Source organism: Streptomyces sp. Q2 (genome assembly GCF_056820935.1).
The window spans coordinates 147,180-167,021 of the sequence record NZ_JBXEJE010000022.1 but is presented as its reverse complement, the minus strand read 5'-3'; the positions used below and the strand labels follow the sequence as shown (position 1 = coordinate 167,021).

Here is a 19,842-nt window from a genome sequence, read left to right as displayed (position 1 = left end):
CATGTATGGCCATGATGGAAAAGGACACGGGTACGGGGCATCGCGTGCCACCGTGCGAGAAGGGGGAGCATCTTGGACCAGCCGCCCGCACTGCACCACCCCGCAGCCACCGCTCGCGCGTCGGCCGCCGCTCGGCAGGCCGACGTCTGGGAGTCGGATCTGGCGGACCTCGCGGCGCTGCCCTTGACCGCCGTGGACGGTCTCGCTCCGCTCCTCCCGAACGCCCGCCTTCTCCAGGAGGTTCTGCGTGCCCGCAGCAGCATGCGGGCCGGAGGGGAGGGGGGAAGCGGGGGCGCCCGGGCCGAATAGGCGGCCCGCCCCGACGGCCGAGCCCTGACGGAGGCCCCGTGCGCCCGTCGGGGTCCCCGCATGTCCGCACCCGCGACCGGAGGTCCCCCGCCCATGAGCAGTGAGCAGCGCCCCGACCCGTTCCGCATGCCCGAGCGGCTGTTCGCGGAACTGGCCGCGGGCGGCGGCTCCGCGGCGGCCGTCACCTTCCTCGAACGAGGCGAACGGGCCCGCCGGTTATTGCTCCTGCGCACCCTGCTGGACCGCCTCGACACCCTCCCCACACCGCTGACCCCGGCCGCCGAGGCCTGGCACGTCCTGAAGAACGCGGCCGCGCGGGCCCCCGAGCCGGTCGACCGACTGCTGCTCGCCCCCGCGACCGGCGGCTGGATCGCCCACGTCCTGCGCCGGGCCCACGGCACCGCGTCGGGACCGCCCCTGTGGGCGGAGGCCGGCCACCTGTGCGCCCTCGCGGTCACGGCTTCCCTGCACGCCGGCACGGAGGCGGACCTCCGGGTGGCTCTGGTCGACGGGGCGCTGACCCTGCCCGGGCTGGGGCTGGCCCGACTCCCCGACGCGGAAGGGGGGTTGGTCATCGGCCACGCCCGCACCAGCGGGGGAGAGCTGACGCTTGCGGGTCCGGGGCGCGACGGGGAGACGACGTCCGTGACGGTCCGGCCGGTGGCGGTGCGGTTGAGGAGCGGGAGAGAGCGGACCGGAGAGGCCGGCGCCTCGGACTCGGTTCCGTCCCGGGGGACACGTGCGGCGGACTCGGCGGCACCGCAGACGCAGCACGCCGGAGCGGCTGACGCCCACCGGGCGGGGTCGGTGCCTCGTGGTGGAGGAGCGCGGGACGACATGAAACCGCAGGACGCCCAGGAAGCCCTCACCGGAGCCGGAACCTCCTCCTGGCTCCCCCTGCGCACCCTCACCCACCCGACGCCCACCGGTACCGTCGCCATCCCCCTCGACGACCTCGACCCCTACCGCGACCTGGACGACCCCCTGCCGCCCGCCCGGCTCGACGCCGCGGAGGCGGAGGCGTGGCAGGGGATGTTCGAGGAGGCCGTCGCCGTGCTCGCGGTGCCGGGCGGGGTCGGGCCCGGGCGGCTCGACCCGGCGTGGATCCGGACGGTCGTGCCCTGGGGTCGTACGAGCGCGCTGCCTCCCGCCCCGCCGACCGTGCAGGTCTCGGCCTCCAGCGGAGACTCCTTCGGCGCGATGGTGATCGCCCGCCCGTCGTCCGCGCTCGCCCTCGCCGAGACGCTCGTCCACGAATTCCAGCACAGCAAGCTGGCCGCCCTCCTCCACCTCTTCCCCCTCCTCGACGACGACCGGGAGGAGCGCTACTACGCCCCTTGGCGCCCCGATCCCCGCCACCTGACCGGCCTGCTCCACGGCGCGTACGCCTTCACCGGTGTCGCGGGCTTCTGGCGGGACCGCATGGCCGCAGCGCGGGACGGCCGGGCGGTCCTGGCCCGCCGGGCGGCCGGCGAGGAGGAGGCCGGGTACCACTTCGCGTTGCGGCGCCTGCAGAGTCGGCTCGTCGTGCGCACCCTGTTGGCCGAGGGGCGTCTCACCGTCCAGGGCCGCGCCCTGGTGTCGGGCCTGGCGCGCACGCTGGACGGCTGGCTGCGCGAGCCCGTCCCCGCCCCCGCCCTCGCCCGGGCCCGTACGGCCGCCTCCCTGCACCGCACCGAGTGGCGGCTGCGCAACGTGGCTCCGCCGGACGACGCGGCGCACCCGACGGACGCCCCCCGCTTCCGCCCCGACCGCACCTCCTGGCCGGACCTGCGCACCCACGCCTTCGCGCTCCGCCCCGCCACCCCGCACACCGCCGACGAGTACCTCGCCGCCGGCGACCCGGGCGCGGCGCTCGTCCGGTACGACGACGAACTGGCCGCCGACCCCGCCGCACCGCACACCCTCGCCGGCTGGATCGTGGCCCGCGCCACCCTCCACCCCGGCCGCACGGCCCGCCGCATGCTGGCCCGCCCCGAGCTGTTCCAGCCCCAGCCCAGCAGCTGACCGGTCCCCCCCCGGTCCGGCGCCCTCCCTCACCCGACCAGCCGCAACCGCTCCCCGCACACGCCGACCCGCACCGACTGCCCCCAGGTGAGTTCCACCGCGTCGGTCTCCATCCCGTCCCCGAAGGCGATGAGCCGCTCCGACTCGACGGTGATGCGCAGACCGGCCGACCCGGTGAGTTCGCCGGCCACCGACGACGTGCCGGTGGCCGGGGACGGCCAGGCCTCACGGACGAACCACAGCAGGCGCGGCTCCGTGGGCGAGGGCAGGGGCCAGTGGCCGCCGCGCTCCTGCCACACCGACCGGATCCACCCGGTCGCGCCGGTGCCCGTGCCCACGAGCACCCCGGAAGAGGCCTGGGCCTCGACGACACCCCCGTCGCCCTCCAGGCCCAGGCGGTATCTGGCCGTCTGATGTCCGACGGCTGCCAGGCAGATCTCGTTGAGCGCGACGACCCGCTGCGTGTCGTCGGCGACGGCCTCCACCATCGTGCGTTCCTCGACGCCGACGGAGCGGGTGAGGACGGCCGGCAGCAGTGCCGCCGCCTCCCGGGGGCGGTGCCGGACCAGTACCCCGGGGTTGCGTCCGGGGTCGGTGTCGATGCCCACCACCGGCTGTCCCGTCAGGTACTTGGCGACGTTCGCCACCAGCCCGTCCTGCCCGACCACGACCACGACGTCCTCGGGGGCGAACAGGAAACGGTCCAGGTCGGCCCGCTCCACCCGCGCCTGACGCCACGTCAGTGGAACCGCCGAGCCGACCTCCGCCAGCGCCCGCCGCGTCCTGCGGTGCCGTTCGGCGAGCTCCGCGATGTCCCGGCCCCGCGAGGACAGGAAGAATGCGGCCTGCCCGTGCGTGCCGTGCCGGGCCACCAACTCCTCGTACTCCGTGGTGCGATGGACGAGGACGACCCGGGGTGCGAGGCTCACGCCTGCTCCTCCCGCGCACCCAGCCTGGCCAGCAGCCCCGTCAGCACGTCCGGCGACACCGTCACGCTGTCGATGCGCGGCAGGTTCTCCGCGATCCGGGTCCCGGTGAGCGCGTGCAGCGTCGCCACGTCCACCTCCGCGTGCACCCGCAGCCAGGCGGCCTGCGCCTGGGCGCGCGCCTCGCCGACCTCGCGCGCCCCTTCCGCCTCCGCACGGGACAGCCGTACGGCACGAGCCGCCTCGGCCTCCGCGAGCCGCACCGTCCGTGCCGCCTCCGCCTGCGCGCGGACCGCGTCCGCCGCCGCGTGCTCCTCGGCCTCGCGCCGGGCGTTGGTGCCGCGCTGGTCGACCAACTGCTCCTCGCGACGCGCCAGTTCGATCTTGCTGGCCAACTCGTTCTCCGCGATGGCCCGTTCCCGTTCCACCGCGAGGGCCCGCCGTCCGTACGTCGCCCGGTCGGCCTCCTGCTGGATCTGCTCGCGGGCCGGGGTGCGCAGCGCGCGCTCCACCTCGGGCTCCGGTCGCAGCGCCACCACGCGGACGGCCACCACCTCGATGCCGGTCGCGGGCAGCCGCGGCTCGGCTTCCAGACCGGCCGTTATCCGCTCGCGGACCGAGGTCACGCCGTCGACCAGCGCGGCCGCCAGCGGCGTACGCGCCAGGACGTCCAGCGCGTGCTGCTGGGCCGTCTCGGTGAGCAGTGTGCCGAGCTGCTCCAGCGGAGCGCCCCGCCACACGCCGGTGTCCGGGTCGATGGAGAAGTCGAGGCGGGCGGCGGCGACGCCCGGGTCGACGATCCGGTAGGTGACCGTCGCCTGCACCGCCACGTCCTGGAAGTCGGAGGTACGGGCGTGAAAGGTCATCGCCAGTTCCCGGTCGTCGACCGGTACCTCGGACAGCGCGGCGGTCAGCGACCTGAACCAGAAGCTCAGCCCGGGCCCGTCGTGCAGCAGGCGGCCTCCGCGGTGGTGCCGGATGTGCGCCGTCGGTGCGCCGCGCAGGTGGCGCAGGCCGAGGCGCCGGGTGATGTCAGCCATGGGACCCCCTCGCTTTTCGTCTGGTCGACGATAACCGGGAGAGGTGATTATCGTCAAGGGGACGAAAACAAGTGGTCGTGGAAACACGTGAGCGACGGGTCAACCCGCCCTCCAATGGTCAGGATGGAGGCATGGGATTCCATGTCGACTCCGAGGCCGGGCGCCTGCGCCGCGTCATCCTGCACCGGCCGGATCTCGAGCTCAAAAGGCTCACCCCCAGCAACAAGGACGCGCTCCTCTTCGACGACGTGCTCTGGGTACGCCGGGCGCGTGCCGAGCACGACGGGTTCGCCGACGTGCTGCGCGACCGCGGTGTCGCCGTGCACCTCTTCGGCGACCTGCTCACCGAGGCCCTGGACGTCCCGGCCGCCCGGATGCTCGTCCTGGACCGGGTCTTCGACGAGAAGGAGTACGGGGTGCTGGCCACCGACCACCTCCGGGCGGCCTTCGAGACCCTGCCCGCCCGGGACCTGGCCGAGGTGCTGGTCGGCGGCATGACCAAGCGGGAGTTCCTGGAGGTGCACGAGGAGCCGACCTCCGTGCGCTTCCATGTCATGGAACTCGACGACTTCCTGCTCGGTCCGCTGCCCAACCACCTCTTCACCCGCGACACCTCCGCCTGGATCTACGACGGCGTCTCCATCAACGCGATGCGCTGGCCCGCCCGGCAGCGCGAGACCGTGCACTTCGAGGCGATCTACCGGCACCACCCGCTGTTCCGTGACGAAACGTTCCGGGTCTGGTCGGAGGGGCAGGTCGACTATCCGTCGACCATCGAGGGCGGGGACGTCCTCGTGATCGGCAACGGCGCCGTGCTCATCGGCATGAGTGAGCGGACCACCCCCCAGGCCGTGGAGATGCTCGCGCACAAGCTGTTCGACGCCGGCTCCGCCGAGTCGATCGTGGCCCTCGACATGCCCAAGGGGCGTGCCTTCATGCACCTCGACACCGTGATGACGATGGTCGACGGCGACACCTTCACCCAGTACGCCGGGCTCGGCATGCTCCGCTCCTACACCATCGAGCCAGGTGTCGGCGACAAGGAACTCAAGGTCACCGACCATCCGCCGGAGCACATGCACCGCGCGATCGCCGCCGCGCTCGGACTGAACGAGATCCGCGTCCTGACCGCCACCCAGGACGTGCACGCGGCCGAGCGTGAGCAGTGGGACGACGGCTGCAACGTCCTGGCCGTCGAACCGGGGGTCGTCGTCGCCTACGAACGCAACGCCACGACCAACACGCATCTGCGCAAGCAGGGCATCGAGGTGATCGAGATCCCGGGGAGTGAACTGGGGCGGGGGCGGGGTGGCCCGCGATGCATGAGCTGCCCGGTCGAACGGGAGAGCGTGTAGGCCGGAGAGGTCGAACGCGGGGGCGTATAGAAATGCCGAAGGTCGTATAGACTTCCATGGTCATTGTTCTCGTATCCCTGGAGCGCCCGCCATGGCGACAGTCCCGACCGCCCTCGGCGGCCGCCACTTCCTCAAGGAACTCGACCTCACCGGGCAGGAGTTCCTCGGCCTGATCGAACTGGCCGCCGAGCTGAAGGCCGCCAAGAAGGCCGGGACCGAGACGCGGTACCTGCGCGGCAAGAACATCGCGCTGATCTTCGAGAAGACCTCGACGCGCACCCGCTGCGCGTTCGAGGTCGCCGCCGCCGACCAGGGCGCCTCGACGACCTACCTCGACCCCTCGGGGTCGCAGATCGGCCACAAGGAGTCCGTGAAGGACACCGCGCGCGTACTGGGCCGGATGTATGACGCGATCGAGTACCGCGGGGACAGCCAGGTCAAGGTCGAGGAGCTCGCCGCGTACGCCGGCGTGCCCGTCTACAACGGCCTGACCGACGAGTGGCACCCCACCCAGATGCTCGCCGACGTGCTGACGATGACCGAGCACAGCGGCAAGCCGCTCCGGGACATCTCCTTCGCCTACCTCGGTGACGCCCGCTTCAACATGGGCAACTCCTACCTGGTCACCGGCGCCCTGCTGGGCATGGACGTGCGGATCGTCGCCCCGAAGTCCTACTGGCCCGCCCAGGACGTCGTCGACCGGGCCCATGAGCTCGCCGAGACCAGCGGGGCCCGCATCACCCTCACCGAGTCCCTGGCGGAGGGCGTCCGCGGCGCCGACTTCGTCGCCACCGACGTCTGGGTCTCCATGGGTGAACCCAAGGAGGTCTGGGACGAGCGGATCGCCGCCCTCGTCCCGTACGCCGTGACCATGGACGTCCTGCGTGCCACCGGCAACCCGGACGTCAAGTTCCTGCACTGCCTGCCGGCCTTCCACGACCTCGGCACCAAGGTCGGCCGCGAGATCTTCGAGGCCCACGGCCTGGAGTCGCTGGAAGTCACGGACGAGGTCTTCGAGTCGGCCCACTCGGTCGTCTTCGACGAGGCGGAGAACCGTATGCACACCATCAAGGCGGTCATGGTGGCCACCCTGGCCTGAACGCCGGTCATGCGGTCACACGGGTCGCGCGATGCCACCGGTCACACCGGTCACACCGGACGACGCTGAGCCGGCACCGTCGGCAGTCGGAACCAGACCGCCTTGCCCGACCCGGCGGGGCGGTGACCGCAGGACGAGCTGAGGGCGCGGATCAGCAGCAGTCCGCGTCCGTGCTCCTGCCAGGGGTCGGGCTCGGTGTCCACCGGGCGCGTGAGGTTGCCGGGCGGTGCCGGGTCCGGGTCGTGCACCTCGACCTGGCAGCCGCCCGGCAGCAGCTCCACCACCAGTTCGATCGGCGCGTCCCCGGCGGTGTGCTCCACGGCGTTCGCCACCAGCTCGGCCGTCAGCAGTTCCGCGGTGTCGCTGTCGGCCCCGTGCTCCAGCTCGGCCAGCGCCGTGCGCACCAGGGCGCGGGCCACAGGCACGGCCGCGGCGGAGTGCGGCAGTGCGATACGCCAGGAGGCGGAGGCTGCGGGGCGTTCGTACAAGGCGGTTCCGTTCATGAGCAGGCTGTCCTGCTTTCAACCTGATGAATGGTACGGCGCGCCCGGCGGAGGCATCCGACGGGCACCGTGCGGGACCTTCGGTCCCGCTGCGGGCGGCTTACCCGGATGAACGGCGGGCCTCGCGCGGCTGCTCCCGTCGTTACGGGGGTGTCGACGAGCCGTGACGGATGTGACGGTGCCGGGTCGGATCCGCGGTGATGTCCCGATCGTCCGGCGTCACCGTCCATCCGTATCGCGCACTCATGACGACAGTCACGGATGAGTGATAACTTCGAAGGACAGAGCTCCATGAGGCAGTGCCCGCCACCGAACGAGGAGGCCGCACCCCGTGAGTCCCTTCACCGGCTCCGCCGCCCGCACCCCCCACTGGGAACACCTGAGCGTCGACCTCACCGACGGCGTCGCCACCGTCACCCTCGCCCGCCCCGACAAGCTCAACGCGCTCACCTTCGGCGCCTACGCCGACCTGCGCGACCTGCTCGCCGAACTGTCCCGGGAACGGTCCGTGCGGGCCCTGGTCCTGGCGGGACAGGGGCGCGGCTTCTGCTCCGGCGGTGACGTCGACGAGATCATCGGCGCCACCCTGGCCATGGACACCGCCCAGCTCCTCGACTTCAACCGGATGACCGGACAGGTGGTGCGGGCCGTACGGGAGTGCCCCTTCCCCGTGATCGCGGCGGTGCACGGGGTGGCGGCGGGCGCGGGCGCGGTGCTGGCCCTCGCGGCGGACTTCCGGGTGGCGGATCCGAGCGCCCGCTTCGCCTTCCTCTTCACCCGCGTCGGCCTGTCCGGCGGCGACATGGGCGCCGCCTACCTGCTGCCCCGGGTCGTCGGCCTCGGCCACGCCACCCGGCTGCTCATGCTCGGCGAGCCGGTCCGCGCCCCCGAGGCCGAGCGGATCGGCCTGATCAGCGAACTGACCGAAGAGGGCCGCGCCGACGAGGCCGCCCAGTCGCTGGCCCACCGCCTGGCCGAGGGCCCGGCGCTGGCGTACGCCCAGACGAAAGCGCTCCTGACGGCAGAGCTGGACATGCCGCTGGCGGCAGCGGTGGAACTGGACGCCGCCACCCAGGCCCTCCTGATGAACGGCGAGGACTACGCCGAGTTCCACGCGGCCTTCAAGGAAAAGCGACCTCCCAAGTGGAGCGGACGGTGAGCGCGCCCACCCCTGGTGCGCGGGGCCGTGCCGATGTGCGGCTCCGCCGCGGGGTGCGCCCAGACCCCACCGACACGCACTCGCGCGCCCAGACCAGCCGCCCACGACGCATCGCAGTCATCGGCGGTGGCCCCGGCGGCCTCTACGCCGCCGCCCTGCTGAAACGTCTCCGCCCCGACCGCGAAGTCACCGTCTGGGAACGCAACGCCCCCGACGACACCTTCGGCTTCGGAGTCGTCCTCTCCGACGAAACCCTCGGCGGTATAGAACACGCCGACCCGACCATCTACGAGGCCCTCCAGCAGGACTTCGTCCGCTGGGACACCATCGACATCGTCCACCGAGGCACCCGCCACACCTCCGGCGGACACGGATTCGCCGCCCTGGGCAGGAAACGCCTCCTGGAGATCCTGCACGACCGCTGCCGCGCCCTCGCAGTGGAGCTCCGCTTCCACTCCGAGGCGCCCGACCCCGCCCGGCTCGCGGAGGCGTACGACCTCGTCATCGCCGCCGACGGTGTGCACAGCACCACCCGTGAGGCGTACGCCCATGTGTTCCGGCCCCATGTGGCCACGCACCACTGCCGTTACATCTGGCTCGCCGCCGACTTCGCCCTGGACGCCTTCCGCTTCGAGATCGCCGAGACCGAGCACGGCGTGATGCAACTGCACGGCTACCCGTACGCGGCCGACGCCTCCACCGTGATCGTCGAGATGCGGGAGGAGGTCTGGCGGGCGGCGGGTTTCGCGGAGCTGGACGAACAGGAGTCCGTCGAGCGCTGCGCCAAGATCTTCGCGGACGCGCTGGGAGGCCGGGCGCTCACGTCCAACAAGTCCGCCTGGACCACCTTCCGCACGGTGGTCAACGAGCGTTGGTCGCACGGCAACGTGGTCCTGCTGGGCGACGCCGCCCACACCGCCCACTTCTCCATCGGCTCCGGCACCAAACTCGCCGTCGAGGACGCCCTCGCCCTTGCCGCCTGCCTGGAGGAACAGGACTGTCTGGAAAAGGCGTTGACGGCGTACGAGGCCGAGCGGCGGCCCGTCGTCGCCTCCACCCAGCGGGCCGCCCGCGCCAGCCTGGAGTGGTTCGAGAACCTGGGACTGTACCTCGACCAGCCGCCCCGCCGGTTCGCCTTCAACCTGCTCACGCGCAGCCGCCGCGTCACCCATGACAACCTGCGGCTGCGCGACGCCCGCTTCACCGAGGCCGTGGAGCGCGAGTTCGGCTGCCCGCCCGGCACACCCCCGATGTTCACGCCGTTCCGGCTGCGCGGCCTGACCCTGCGCAACCGGGTCGTCGTCTCACCCATGGACATGTACTCCGCCACCGACGGTGTCCCCGGCGACTTCCACCTCGTCCACCTCGGCGCACGGGCTCTCGGCGGCGCCGGCCTGGTGATGACGGAGATGGTGTGCGTGTCGTCCGAGGGCCGGATCACCCCCGGCTGCACCGGCCTCTACACCGGCAAGCAGGCCGAGGCCTGGAAGCGGATCACCGGCTTCGTCCACGCACGGGCGCCGGGTACCGCGATCGGCGTGCAGCTGGGCCACAGCGGGCGCAAGGGCTCGACGAAGCTGATGTGGGAGGGCATGGACGAGCCCCTGGAGGACGGCAACTGGCCGCTGGTGGCCGCGTCCCCGATCCCGTACAAGCCCGGCAGCCAGACCCCGCGCGAGCTGTCCCGCGCCCAACTCACCGACATTCGCGAGCAGTTCGCGTCCGCCGCCGGTCGCGCGGCCCGTGCCGGGTTCGACCTTCTCGAACTGCACGGCGCCCACGGCTACCTGCTCTCCGGCTTCCTCTCCCCGCTGACCAACCGCCGCACCGACGCCTACGGCGGCTCGTTCGCGAGGCGGCTGCGCTTCCCGCTGGAGGTCTTCGACGCCGTACGCGGGGTGTGGCCGGAGGAGAAGCCCCTGACCGTCCGCATCTCCGCCACCGACTGGGCCGAGGGCGGGAACACGGCCGAGGACGCCGTCGAGATCGCCCGCGCCTTCGCCGCGCGCGGCGCCGACGCGATCGACGTGTCGACCGGGCAGGTCGTCGCCGACGAACGGCCGGAGTTCGGGCGGTCGTACCAGACACCGTTCGCCGACCGGATCCGTCACGAGGCGGGAATCCCGGTGATCACGGTCGGCGCGATCTCCTCCTGGGACGACGTCAACTCCCTGCTCCTCGCCGGGCGTACGGACCTGTGCGCGCTGGCCCGCCCCCATCTCTACGACCCGCACTGGACCCTGCACGCGGCGGCCGAACAGGGCTACGACGGGCCGGGCGTCGAGTGGCCCGCGCCGTACCGGGCAGGCAGCCGACGCCCGCAGACGGGACGCACGGACGCCCCCAAGCCCCGCCTGACCCTGGGGACTTGAGGGCGCCTTACCTGATTTCCTTCTTCGGACTGTCGGAGTGCTTACGCCGGCCCCACCATGCCGGCGGTCGGCGTGGCCCCGTCCGCCGGGCCGATCAGGATGAAGGCGCCGAAATGCGCCGGGAGACCGCGACGTCGTCCAGAGCCGGCGGCTCGGCCGTGCGCCAGGTGATCCGGCCCAGGCCGTACGCCGTCAACCGGGCCACCCCCGCCCGGTCCTCGGCGATCGCCTTGACGGTCCGGGTCGTGTGCCTGACCCAGGACGCGGTCGCCGGCCCTCAGCGAGCCCGACGCCAACTGGCCCGCTCAGTACCTGACTTCGCCGTCGCGGATCACGTACTGGAGCGGGAAGCGGGCCGGGGCGCCGGCGGTCTCGGTGCCGACGGGCACGTTCTCCGGGAACTCCAGCAGGGCCGGACCCCGGTACCAGTCCATGTGCGCCGAGTGCTCCACGACGTTGTCGCGCGGGTCAGACGCCCGCGAAGGCGGCCCCCGCGTCCCGCAGCCGCTCGTGCAGTCCGCGGAACACGGCGGCCGAACGCACGCCCGGCCAGTCCGACGGGAGCAGACCCGCGGGCAGCCCCGGATCGGCGTAGGGCAGGTGGCGCCAGGTGTCCAGGGCGAGGAGGTAGTCGCGGTAGGCCTGCTCGGCCGGGGTGTCCGTGCGCCGTTCCCAGTCGTGCAGCACGCGCGCGTGGCGGTCGAGGAACGCCTCGTGCTCCTTGGCGATCGCCGCCAGGTCCCACCAGCGGGCGACCGCCTCCACCGTCGGTGCGAAGCCGAGGTGCTCGCCCCGGAAGAAGTCGACGTAGGGGTCGAGCCGCAGCCGCTGCAGCGTGTGCCGGCTCTCCTCGTACAGCCGCGCCGGAGCGATCCACACACCGGGCGCGGCGGTTCCGAAGCCGAGCCCGGCCAGCCGGGAGCGCAGCACGTGCCGCTTCTGCCGCTCGGACTCCGGCACGGAGAACACCGCGAGCACCCAGCCCTCGTCGTCCGGCGGTGTCGTCGCGTAGATGCGCCGGTCGCCGTCGTCGAGCAACTGGCGGGCGTCAGAAGACAGTTCGTACCCCGCCGCGCCCTGTGCCGTACGGGCCGGCAGGAGCAGCCCGCGGCGTTTGAGCCGGGACACGGACGAGCGTACGGACGGGGCGTCGACGCCGACCGCGGCCAGCAGCCGGATCAGCTCGGCGACGGGCAGCGGGCCGGGCGTGAAGCGTCCGTACGCGCCGTAGAGCGTGACGATGAGAGACCGTGGTGCATGCTGGTCGGACACGTTGATCATCTTAGGTCGTCGACATCACTGCTGGTCACCATCGGTGTCACCTCCCTTGACGGCCGCGGCGCGCAGTCTGAAGCGTTGCAGCTTGCCGGTCGCGGTGCGCGGCAGGGCGTCCAGCAGGACGATCTCGCGCGGGCATTTGTAGGGTGCCAGTTCGGACAGGACGAAGGCGCGCAGGGCCCCGGTGTCCCGTAGGGCGCCCTCCTTCAGGACGGCGAAGGCCACCACGACCTGCCCGCGCGCCTCGTCGGGCCGCCCCACCACCGCCGCCTCCAGCACGTCCGGGTGGCGCAGCAGCGCGTCCTCGACCTCCGGCCCGGCGATGTTGTACCCGGCCGAGATGATCATGTCGTCCGCGCGGGCGACGTACCGGAAGTAGCCGTCGGGTTCGCGGACGTAGGTGTCGCCGGTGACGTTCCAGCCGTCGCGCACGTACTCCCGCTGCCGTGGATCGGCGAGATACCGGCAGCCGACCGGCCCGCGCACGGCCAGCAGACCGGGCTCGCCGTCGGGCACCGGCGCGCCGTCCTCGTCCTGCACACGTGCGTGCCACCCCGGTACCGGCAGCCCCGTCGTCCCCGGCCTGATGTGCTCGTCGGCCGCCGAGATGAAGATGTGCAGCAGCTCGGTGGCGCCGATGCCGTTGATGACGCGCAGCCCGGTCCGCTCGTGCCAGGCCCGCCAGGTGGCGGCCGGCAGGTTCTCACCGGCGGAGACACAGCGGCGCAGCGAGGACACGTCGTGCGCGTCGAGTTCGTCGAGCATCGCGCGGTAGGCGGTCGGCGCGGTGAACAGGACCGACACCCGGTGCTGGGCGATCGCGGGCAACAGCTGCCTGGGGCCGGCCTGTTCGAGCAGCAGGGCGCTGGCACCGGCGCGCATCGGGAAGACCACCAGCCCGCCGAGACCGAAGGTGAAGCCCAGTGGGGGACTGCCGGTGAAGACGTCGTCGGGGCGTGGCCTGAGCACATGGCGGGCGAAGGTGTCGGCGATCGCCAGCACGTCCCGGTGGAAGTGCATGCAGCCCTTCGGGCGGCCGGTGGTCCCGGACGTGAACGCGATCAGCGCCACGTCGTCGGACGCGGTGTCCACGGCGGTGTACGGCTCCTCGGGCGTCGCGCGGTTCAGCAGGTCACCGGGGGCGTCGCCGCCGTACGTCGTGATCCTGAGCCCCGCTATCTCGGCCTTGGCGAGGTCGTCGACGGCCCGGATGTCGCACAGGGCGTGCTCCACGCGGGCGATCTCGCACATCGTGGCCAGTTCGTGCGGGCGCTGCTGGGCCAGCACGGTGACGGCGATCGCGCCCGCCTTCAGCACCGCCAGCCAGCAGGCCGCCAGCCAGGGGGTGGTGGGGCCGCGCAGCAGGACCCGGTTGCCGGGCACGACGCCGAGGTCACGGGTGAGGGCGTGCGCGATGCGGTCGACGCGGGTGCGGAGATCGCCGTACGTCCATGTCCCGCCCGTCGGCGTGTGAAAAACCGGTCGGTCCGCGGCCGGCCCGGCGAGCAGTTCGGCGGCGCAGTTCAGCCGATCGGGGTAACGCAGCTCCGGCAGGTCGAAGCGGAGCTCGGGCCACTGGTCGGGTGGCGGCAGATGGTCGCGGGCGAAGGTGTCGACGTGGGCCGAGGGGTTCATGGCGGTTCGCCCCCTTGCCTTGTGGGCGTAGGTGGTGGGCGTCGGGTCGGCATCCCCGGGTGGGTTCGCGCATCGAGCGTATCGTGTTGGTGACGGCAGTCAACGGTGCGCGATACCGTCGGGGGAGTGGCCGCAGGGCTGCGGGGAGAGAGGACCGGCAATGCCCGCATTCTCGCTCGAACCATCACGGATCGCCTGGGCAGCGGAACTGCGGGCCCTGGCCGCGGACCGGCTGCGCCCCCTCGCGGAGAAGGGCGAACCGGGCCACGTCAACCGCCCGCTCGTCGCGGAACTAGGCCGGCTGGGCCTGCTGTCCCGCCTGTTCACCTCCGGTGCCCTCGACCTCTGCCTGATGCGGGAGTCCCTCGCCTACGCCTGCACCGAGGCCGAGACCGCCCTCGCCCTCCAGGGCCTGGGCGCCCACCCGGTCCACGCCCACGGCACCCCCGCCCAGCGGGAACGCTGGCTGCCCCGGGTGGCCGAGGGCACCGCGGTGCCGGCCTTCGCCCTGAGCGAGCCGGGAGCGGGTTCGGACGCGGCGGCACTGACACTGCGGGCGGAACGGGAGGCCTCGGGAGGGGCGGGGGCGTCGGGTGCGGAGTCGGGCGCCCCCCTCGCCGCAGCGTCCGACGGCCCCGACCGCTGGCGGCTCACGGGGGAGAAGTGCTGGATCTCCAACGCCCCCGAGGCCGACTTCTACACCGTCTTCGCGCGCACCACCCCCGGCACCGGCGCCCGGGGCGTCACCGCCTTCCTCGTGCCCGCCGACCGCCCCGGCCTGACCGGCGCGGCCCTCGACATGCTCTCGCCGCACCCCATCGGCAGCCTCCGCTTCGACGCCGTGCCGGTGACCGCCGACGACGTGCTGGGCGAGATCGACCGCGGCTTCCGGGTCGCCATGGACACCCTCAACCTCTTCCGACCCAGCGTCGGCGCCTTCGCGGTCGGCATGGCCCGTGCGGCGCTCGACGCGACCCTCGCCCACACCGCCCGACGGGACGCGTTCGGCGGCAAGCTGAGGGACCTGCAGACGGTCGCCCACCAGGTCGCCGAGATGGCCCTGCGCACCGAGGCGGCCCGCCTCATGGTGTACGCGGCGGCGACGGCGTACGACGAAGGCGCCCCGGACGTGCCGGGGCGCGCGGCGATGGCGAAGCTGCTCGCCACCGAGACCGCGCAGTACGTCGTCGACGCGGCCGTCCAGCTCCACGGCGCCCGCGCCCTGCGCCGCGGCCACCTCCTGGAACACCTCTACCGCGAGGTACGCGCCCCGCGCATCTACGAGGGCGCGAGCGAGGTCCAACGCGGCATCATCGCCAAGGAGTTGTACGCGAACCTGGATGCCACGGATGCCACGGATGCCACGGATGCCACGGACGCCGTGCAGGCCGTGGGTCGCGGGAATGCGCTGGAGGCCGACGCATGACCGCCGAGCGGGTGAACCCGCCCGGACTCTCCCCGCCCACCGGCTTCTCCCACGCCGTCGTCGCCACCGGCACCCGGATCGTCTTCCTCGCCGGCCAGACCGCTCTGGACGCCGACGGCAAGGTCGTCGGCGACACCCTCCCCGAGCAGTTCGAGCGGGCCCTCACCAACCTCCTGGCGGCCCTGACCGCCACTGGCGGTACCCCCGCCGACCTCGCCCGCGTCACCGTCTACGCCACGAACATCGCCGCGTACCGCACCTATGCCCCCGAACTCGGCCGTATCTGGGGGGAGTTGGCGGGCCGCGACTACCCGGCCATGGCGGTCGTGGAGGTCGTACGCCTGTGGGACGACCAGGCGATGGTGGAGCTCGACGGCTTCGCGGTGCTGCCCTAGGAGTTCTCCCCGCGTCGCGGAAACGTGATCAGACGGCGATCGTCAGCCGCCCCGCGGCCACCCGGTGGGGGGCGACGACCCGGCCGTCCGGCAGCAGCTCGCCGGTGTCGTCGAACACGATCGCGCCGGTGCACAGCAGGGTCCAGCCCTGCTCGGGGTGGGCGGCGAGGACGTGCGGGGCGTGGTTGTCGGTTGCGGGGCACGAGGGCTGGTGGGAACACATGGCGCACCTCCACGGGCGTAGGACCTTCGGATCGGGTCCCTATGACAGACCATCCTCCGGCGCCGAACTCATCGGAACGGTTAGCCGCGAAGCGTGACAACACGCGGACATCACGCGGACAACACCCGGACCGTTCCACGACCGACGGTGCGGACTCGCCACCGAAGGGGTGACGATCACCGCCGAGGACGCTCGCGCCCGGTACCAGTGGAGCCCTCACTTCAGGAGGTCTCCCCAGGTCCTTTCGTCCCGCCCTCGCCGCGACGGTGACCGCCGCCGCCGCGCTGCTCCCCCTGGCCGCCCCGCCACCTCCGCCGCCCCCGCCACCTCCGCCGCCCCCGCCACCGCCGAGCCGTACGAGACGGTGACGGTCGACCCGACGGGCCGTATCGCGCCCGACGGCACGGTCACCCTCTCCGGCACCTACCGCTGCACGGGCGCCACGGGCCCGGTATTCGTCAGTTCGTCCGTCGGCCAGCGCTCCCTGTCCGTCCGCCACGGCATCGGCGGCACCCGCGCGGTGTGCGACGGGCTGGTGCACCCCTGGGCGAACGTCGGCAGTCCGTCGCCGCGTTCCCTCCAGGCCGCGCCGCGTATGTCGAGGCCACCCTCATGGAGCTGCGTCCGCAGGGCGGCCCGCCGCTGCCCCGCTTCCACGCGGACCAGCGGCAGGACATCACCCTGATCGCGGGCTGATCGCGGCGTCAGTTCATCAGTCCCGCGGCGACCGTGGCACCCAGTTCCCAGCAGGCCTCGACGTCCGCCTTGCCGGGCTCGCCCGTCACGGTCACGGCCTCGGCGGCCCGTCGCCAGCCGAGGCCCGTCGTGATCGCCTCGATGCCGCGGACCGCTCCGGTCACGTCGTTGCCGCCGTGTACGTAGTAGCCGTAGGGGCGGCCCTGCGTCGCGTCGAGGCAGGGGTAGTAGACCTGGTCGAAGAAGTGCTTGAGGGCGCCGGACATGTAGCCGAGGTTCGCGGGCGTACCCAGCACGAACCCGTCGGCGGCGAGCACGTCCGACGCCGTGGCGGCCAGCGCGGCCCGGCGCACGACGCGCACCCCCTCGATCTCCGGGTCCGTCGCACCGGCGACGACGGCCTCGAACAGCGCCTGGCAGTTCGGCGAGGGCGTGTGATGCACGATCAGCAAGGTAGTCACGCCCGCAGCCTGCCGTGCGGGCGTCACGAGCCGCAAATGAGGGCGGCTCAGTCGGCCCCCTCCGCTGTGCAGAATCAACAGGGAATTCACCAATCCAATTCCGGGATTCAATGGGATGCAAAAGGTTCCGTCGTTAAATCGGTCTTGGACCGGCCCTTAAAGCAATAGGGAGAGGTACGGTGGCCGCTCAGACCTGCGCGCGAGTCTCGCGCGTCCGGTACTCGCTCGGGCTGACGCCGTGTTCCCGCTTGAACGCGGCGCTCAGGGCGAAGGCGTTGGCGAAGCCGACGCGGTCGGCCACCGTGGCGAGTGTGGCGTCGGCGTCACGCAGCAGTTCGGCGGCCAGGGCGAGGCGCCGTTCCCGTAGGTAGGTCATCGGCGGCTGCCCGACCAGGGCGGTGAAGCGCCGGGCCAGGTTCGCTCGGGACACGCCCGTCCTCCAGGGCGCCGCAGCGGCGCGTGAGACCCGCGCACAGGAACCGCTCCGCGCCCGCGAGCGCCGGCATCGCGCCTTCCTCCTCACCCTTGGCGTGATCGTCGTCGCCTGGCTCGTCGGTCAGTGGGCCTACGACCTTCACCAGGAGAAGGAACGAAAGGCCGCCGCGGCCAGGAAACACGTACACGGTGAAATGGTCTGGGACGCCGGCTCGCTCGAGTACGGCCATGTCGAGAAAGACGTCGACTACCCCATGACCCCGCCCGTCGGCGGCAACCACGACAAGGCGTGGATGACCTGTGACGGCACCGTCTACACGAAGACGATCCGCGACGAGAACGCCGTGCACTCCCTGGAGCACGGCGCCGTCTGGATCACGTACAACGGCACGGCGACCGCCACGGACATCAGGAAACTCGCCGGAAGGGTGTCCCGCGCTCCCTACACCCTGATGAGCCCGGTCACCCGCCGGTCCGGGAAGATCACGCTGTCCGCATGGGGGCATCAGCTCACTGTCGGCACGGCCTCCGACCCGCGCGTCGAGCAGTTCCTCACCGCCCACGTCCAGGGCCCGCAGACCCCCGAACCGGGCGCCCCCTGCACCGGCGGCCTCACGGGCTCCTGACGAGGCCCCCGCCTTCCGTTTCTCCTCCGCCGACACCCCGCCGGCACGATCTGCCCGTGATCCGAAAAGGGATCCGCATTTGACAAACCGGCCCCATTTGTGAGCACAGGCGGACCCTTTTTCCTTTTCCGGTGTAACCATGCCGAGCGGAAAGTCAACACCGAAAACAATCACACGCGAGAATGACCGCCGAGGGTCGTTACCCGTGTCTGCCGGGTGTTAGGGTCCGTCCTTGTATTGCGGCCAGACGGCCCTGCGATCTCTCCATCAGGGCGTTCCCGAGTCGAATTTGACATTCCAGGCCTCTTTCCTGTCCGGGTAAAGCTCCTTTCCGTTCCCCTCGTCTTCCTTTGGAGTGCTCTCTTGTCTGCCGACAGCACAACCACGACTACCGGGCAGCCGGGTGCCGAGGCGTCCGGGGTCTCCCCGGGCGGGCGGCACCTCGGCCTGGCACTCTTCGTCATCGCCGCGGCCCAGCTGATGGTGATCCTCGACGCCACGATCACCAACATCGCCCTGCCCGCCATCCAGACCGACCTCGGCGTCTCCGACGCCAACCTGGCCTGGATCGTCAACTCCTACGCGCTGGCCTTCGGCGGACTGATGCCGCTCGGCGGCAAGGCAGGCGACCTCTTCGGGCGGCGGCGCGTCTTCCAGGCAGGCATCACCGTCTTCACCCTCGCCTCGCTCCTGGGCGGACTCGCCCCGAACGAGGGCCTGCTCATCGGCGCCCGCATCCTGCAGGGCGTCGGCGCCGCCCTCGCCGCGCCCAACGCGCTGGCCCTGATCACCACCACCTTCCCGGCCGGCAAGTCCCGCAACACGGCGATGGGCGTCTACGCGGCCATGGGCGGCGTCGGCGCCACGGTCGGCCTCCTCCTCGGCGGCACCTTGACCGACGCGCTCGACTGGCGCTGGGTGTTCTTCATCAACATCCCCATAGGCCTGGCCGTCCTCGCCGGCACCCGCACACTCGTCGAAGCCGAACGCCACCCCGGCCGCCTGGACATCCCCGGCGCCGTCACCGGCACCGGCGGACTCATCGCCCTCGTCTACGGCATCACGCGCGGCGGCGAGCACGGCTGGACGGGCGGCCTGACCCTGGCCTCCTTCGCCACGGCCGCCGTACTCCTGGCGGTGTTCCTGCTCGTCCAGGCGCGCGCCGCCGACCCGATGATGCCCCTGCGCCTGTTCAAGGACCGCAACCGCTCCGGCAGTTACGGCACGATGCTGTTCGTCGGGTCGGGCATGTTCGCCATGTTCTACTTCCTGACGCTCTACATGCAGCTGATCCTCGGCTACAGCGCGGTCAGGACCGGCTTCGCCTTCCTGCCCTTCAGCGTGGGCATGGCTGCCGCTGCGGGTATCAGATCACGCACCTGGCACCCAGGCTGATCGCCGGCCCGGGCCTGCTGGTCGCGGCCGTCGGCATGGTCTGGTTCGCCACCCTGGAGACCGGCTCCTCGTACGCCGGGCACCTGATGCCGGCGATGTTCGTCACCGCACTCGGGCTCGGCATGGGCTTCGTCCCGATGACGCTGGGCGCGGTCAGCGGCGTCGACCACCAGGACACGGGCATGGCCTCCGCCCTGCTGAACACCGCCCAGCAGATCGGCGGCGCGCTCGGACTCGCGGTCCTGTCGACGATCTCCACCTCGGCCGCGAACGACAGGCTGCCCGAGGCGGCCTCGTCCTTCTACCGGGGCCTGGCCACCCAGGACTTCCCCCTGCTCGCGAGGGCGGGCGAGGCACTGACGCACGGCTACACGATGGCCTTCGTGGCCGCGGCCGCCATGTTCCTGGGCGGCGTGGCGGTCATGTTCCTGGCGGTCAACGCCGGCAAGCAGCGGCACACCGAGGGCGCACCGCCCGTCCACATGGGCTGACCACGCGGAGC

Annotated in this window: 18 protein-coding genes and 3 pseudogenes; 12 read left to right on the top strand and 9 right to left on the bottom strand. The window is 72.2% G+C overall.

Annotated elements, in window-relative coordinates; translation table 11 throughout:
- The first annotated feature begins 72 nt into the window (after positions 1-72).
- Together ACWBNA_RS25275 and ACWBNA_RS25270 are read left to right on the top strand one after the other, a co-directional pair.
- On the top strand, positions 73-309 hold the full coding sequence (locus ACWBNA_RS25275; RefSeq protein WP_482706791.1) for a hypothetical protein: 237 nt from the start codon (positions 73-75) through the stop codon (positions 307-309).
- A gap of 93 nt (positions 310-402) precedes the next feature.
- Entirely contained in the window at positions 403-2,316 is a 1,914-nt protein-coding gene (locus ACWBNA_RS25270) for an aKG-HExxH-type peptide beta-hydroxylase (protein ID WP_482706790.1), read from the top strand.
- A gap of 29 nt (positions 2,317-2,345) precedes the next feature.
- Here the strand turns inward: ACWBNA_RS25270 and ACWBNA_RS25265 are convergent, their stop codons facing one another.
- Both ACWBNA_RS25265 and ACWBNA_RS25260 read right to left on the bottom strand, forming a co-directional pair.
- On the bottom strand, positions 2,346-3,245 hold the full coding sequence (locus ACWBNA_RS25265; RefSeq protein ID WP_482706789.1) for an NAD(+)/NADH kinase: 900 nt from the start codon (positions 3,243-3,245) through the stop codon (positions 2,346-2,348).
- Positions 3,242-4,282: an SPFH domain-containing protein gene (locus ACWBNA_RS25260; protein ID WP_482706788.1), complete on the bottom strand. Its 1,041-nt coding sequence runs from the start codon at positions 4,280-4,282 to the stop codon at positions 3,242-3,244. Before ACWBNA_RS25260 ends, ACWBNA_RS25265 begins: the two co-directional genes overlap by 4 nt.
- Before the next feature lie 131 nt (positions 4,283-4,413).
- Here ACWBNA_RS25260 and ACWBNA_RS25255 point away from each other — a divergent pair, with 131 nt between their 5' ends.
- Both ACWBNA_RS25255 and argF read left to right on the top strand, forming a co-directional pair.
- Positions 4,414-5,637 (top strand): arginine deiminase, encoded by a 1,224-nt coding sequence (locus ACWBNA_RS25255; RefSeq protein ID WP_482706787.1) that lies wholly within the window; start codon positions 4,414-4,416, stop codon positions 5,635-5,637.
- A gap of 91 nt (positions 5,638-5,728) precedes the next feature.
- Positions 5,729-6,736 carry an ornithine carbamoyltransferase gene (gene argF, locus ACWBNA_RS25250; protein ID WP_482706786.1) on the top strand — a complete coding sequence of 336 codons (1,008 nt, stop codon included), beginning with the start codon at positions 5,729-5,731 and terminating at the stop codon, positions 6,734-6,736.
- Positions 6,737-6,786: 50 nt separating this feature from the next.
- On the opposite strand, the gene ACWBNA_RS25245 is transcribed toward argF, so the two are convergent.
- Complete coding sequence (locus tag ACWBNA_RS25245) at positions 6,787-7,239, bottom strand: ATP-binding protein (RefSeq protein ID WP_482706785.1); 453 nt, start codon at positions 7,237-7,239, stop codon at positions 6,787-6,789.
- 331 nt (positions 7,240-7,570) lie between these two features.
- Here ACWBNA_RS25245 and ACWBNA_RS25240 point away from each other — a divergent pair, with 331 nt between their 5' ends.
- Positions 7,571-8,398, top strand: coding sequence for an enoyl-CoA hydratase family protein (locus ACWBNA_RS25240; RefSeq protein ID WP_482706784.1), 828 nt, complete (start codon positions 7,571-7,573; stop codon positions 8,396-8,398).
- Positions 8,399-8,451: 53 nt separating this feature from the next.
- On the top strand, positions 8,452-10,770 hold the full coding sequence (locus tag ACWBNA_RS25235; protein WP_482706800.1) for a bifunctional salicylyl-CoA 5-hydroxylase/oxidoreductase: 2,319 nt from the start codon (positions 8,452-8,454) through the stop codon (positions 10,768-10,770).
- A 41-nt stretch (positions 10,771-10,811) separates the two neighbouring features.
- Here the strand turns inward: ACWBNA_RS25235 and ACWBNA_RS25230 are convergent.
- The 3 genes and pseudogenes from ACWBNA_RS25230 to ACWBNA_RS25220 form a co-directional block, all read right to left on the bottom strand.
- A pseudogene (locus ACWBNA_RS25230) lies at positions 10,812-11,231 on the bottom strand (hypothetical protein); the annotation flags it as partial.
- A 7-nt stretch (positions 11,232-11,238) separates the two neighbouring features.
- Positions 11,239-12,051 carry a PaaX family transcriptional regulator gene (locus ACWBNA_RS25225; RefSeq protein WP_482706783.1) on the bottom strand — a complete coding sequence of 271 codons (813 nt, stop codon included), beginning with the start codon at positions 12,049-12,051 and terminating at the stop codon, positions 11,239-11,241.
- Positions 12,052-12,066: 15 nt separating this feature from the next.
- Complete coding sequence (locus ACWBNA_RS25220; protein WP_482706799.1) at positions 12,067-13,782, bottom strand: AMP-binding protein; 1,716 nt, start codon at positions 13,780-13,782, stop codon at positions 12,067-12,069.
- 61 nt (positions 13,783-13,843) lie between these two features.
- Here ACWBNA_RS25220 and ACWBNA_RS25215 point away from each other — a divergent pair, with 61 nt between their 5' ends.
- Together ACWBNA_RS25215 and ACWBNA_RS25210 are read left to right on the top strand one after the other, a co-directional pair.
- Positions 13,844-15,109, top strand: a complete 1,266-nt coding sequence (locus ACWBNA_RS25215) for an acyl-CoA dehydrogenase family protein (protein ID WP_482706782.1) — start codon at positions 13,844-13,846, stop codon at positions 15,107-15,109.
- Positions 15,106-15,504, top strand: coding sequence for a RidA family protein (locus tag ACWBNA_RS25210; RefSeq protein ID WP_482706781.1), 399 nt, complete (start codon positions 15,106-15,108; stop codon positions 15,502-15,504). The genes ACWBNA_RS25215 and ACWBNA_RS25210 overlap by 4 nt, the downstream gene beginning before the upstream one ends.
- A 28-nt stretch (positions 15,505-15,532) precedes the next feature.
- Here the strand turns inward: ACWBNA_RS25210 and ACWBNA_RS25205 are convergent, their stop codons facing one another.
- Entirely contained in the window at positions 15,533-15,727 is a 195-nt protein-coding gene (locus ACWBNA_RS25205; RefSeq protein ID WP_482706780.1) for a DUF5999 family protein, read from the bottom strand.
- Between the two features lie 169 nt (positions 15,728-15,896).
- Between ACWBNA_RS25205 and ACWBNA_RS25200 the strand changes: the two are divergent.
- Positions 15,897-16,423: pseudogene (locus ACWBNA_RS25200) on the top strand (DUF6299 family protein).
- Between the two features lie 8 nt (positions 16,424-16,431).
- Here ACWBNA_RS25200 and ACWBNA_RS25195 read toward each other — a convergent pair.
- A complete protein-coding gene (locus ACWBNA_RS25195) occupies positions 16,432-16,884 on the bottom strand; it encodes a flavodoxin family protein (protein WP_482706779.1) in 453 nt (150 codons plus the stop codon).
- Between the two features lie 187 nt (positions 16,885-17,071).
- A pseudogene (locus ACWBNA_RS25190) lies at positions 17,072-17,335 on the bottom strand (helix-turn-helix transcriptional regulator); the annotation flags it as partial.
- Here ACWBNA_RS25190 and ACWBNA_RS25185 point away from each other — a divergent pair.
- The 3 genes from ACWBNA_RS25185 to ACWBNA_RS25175 all read left to right on the top strand — a co-directional run bounded on the left by ACWBNA_RS25185 (position 17,283) and on the right by ACWBNA_RS25175 (position 19,831).
- Complete coding sequence (locus tag ACWBNA_RS25185; RefSeq protein ID WP_482706778.1) at positions 17,283-17,945, top strand: DUF3105 domain-containing protein; 663 nt, start codon at positions 17,283-17,285, stop codon at positions 17,943-17,945. The pseudogene ACWBNA_RS25190 and the gene ACWBNA_RS25185 overlap by 53 nt on opposite strands.
- Positions 17,946-18,308: 363 nt before the next feature.
- Positions 18,309-19,340 carry an MFS transporter gene (locus tag ACWBNA_RS25180; RefSeq protein ID WP_482706777.1) on the top strand — a complete coding sequence of 344 codons (1,032 nt, stop codon included), beginning with the start codon at positions 18,309-18,311 and terminating at the stop codon, positions 19,338-19,340.
- Positions 19,341-19,375: 35 nt separating this feature from the next.
- The gene (locus tag ACWBNA_RS25175; RefSeq protein ID WP_482706776.1) at positions 19,376-19,831 is read left to right on the top strand and encodes a hypothetical protein; all 456 of its coding nucleotides are present in this window, start codon (positions 19,376-19,378) and stop codon (positions 19,829-19,831) included.
- Positions 19,832-19,842 lie beyond the last annotated feature (11 nt).

Bases quoted from the DNA above. Each gene is read 5' to 3' on its own strand.
- ACWBNA_RS25270 (WP_482706790.1), top strand. From the start codon at position 403: ATGAGCAGTGAGCAGCGCCCCGACCCGTTCCGCATGCCCGAGCGGCTG.
- ACWBNA_RS25260 (WP_482706788.1), bottom strand. From the start codon at position 4,282: ATGGCTGACATCACCCGGCGCCTCGGCCTGCGCCACCTGCGCGGCGCA.
- ACWBNA_RS25255 (WP_482706787.1), top strand. From the start codon at position 4,414: ATGGGATTCCATGTCGACTCCGAGGCCGGGCGCCTGCGCCGCGTCATC.
- argF (WP_482706786.1), top strand. From the start codon at position 5,729: ATGGCGACAGTCCCGACCGCCCTCGGCGGCCGCCACTTCCTCAAGGAA.
- ACWBNA_RS25245 (WP_482706785.1), bottom strand. From the start codon at position 7,239: ATGAACGGAACCGCCTTGTACGAACGCCCCGCAGCCTCCGCCTCCTGG.
- ACWBNA_RS25225 (WP_482706783.1), bottom strand. From the start codon at position 12,051: ATGATCAACGTGTCCGACCAGCATGCACCACGGTCTCTCATCGTCACG.
- ACWBNA_RS25215 (WP_482706782.1), top strand. From the start codon at position 13,844: ATGCCCGCATTCTCGCTCGAACCATCACGGATCGCCTGGGCAGCGGAA.
- ACWBNA_RS25210 (WP_482706781.1), top strand. From the start codon at position 15,106: ATGACCGCCGAGCGGGTGAACCCGCCCGGACTCTCCCCGCCCACCGGC.
- ACWBNA_RS25205 (WP_482706780.1), bottom strand. From the start codon at position 15,727: ATGTGTTCCCACCAGCCCTCGTGCCCCGCAACCGACAACCACGCCCCG.
- ACWBNA_RS25175 (WP_482706776.1), top strand. From the start codon at position 19,376: ATGGTCTGGTTCGCCACCCTGGAGACCGGCTCCTCGTACGCCGGGCAC.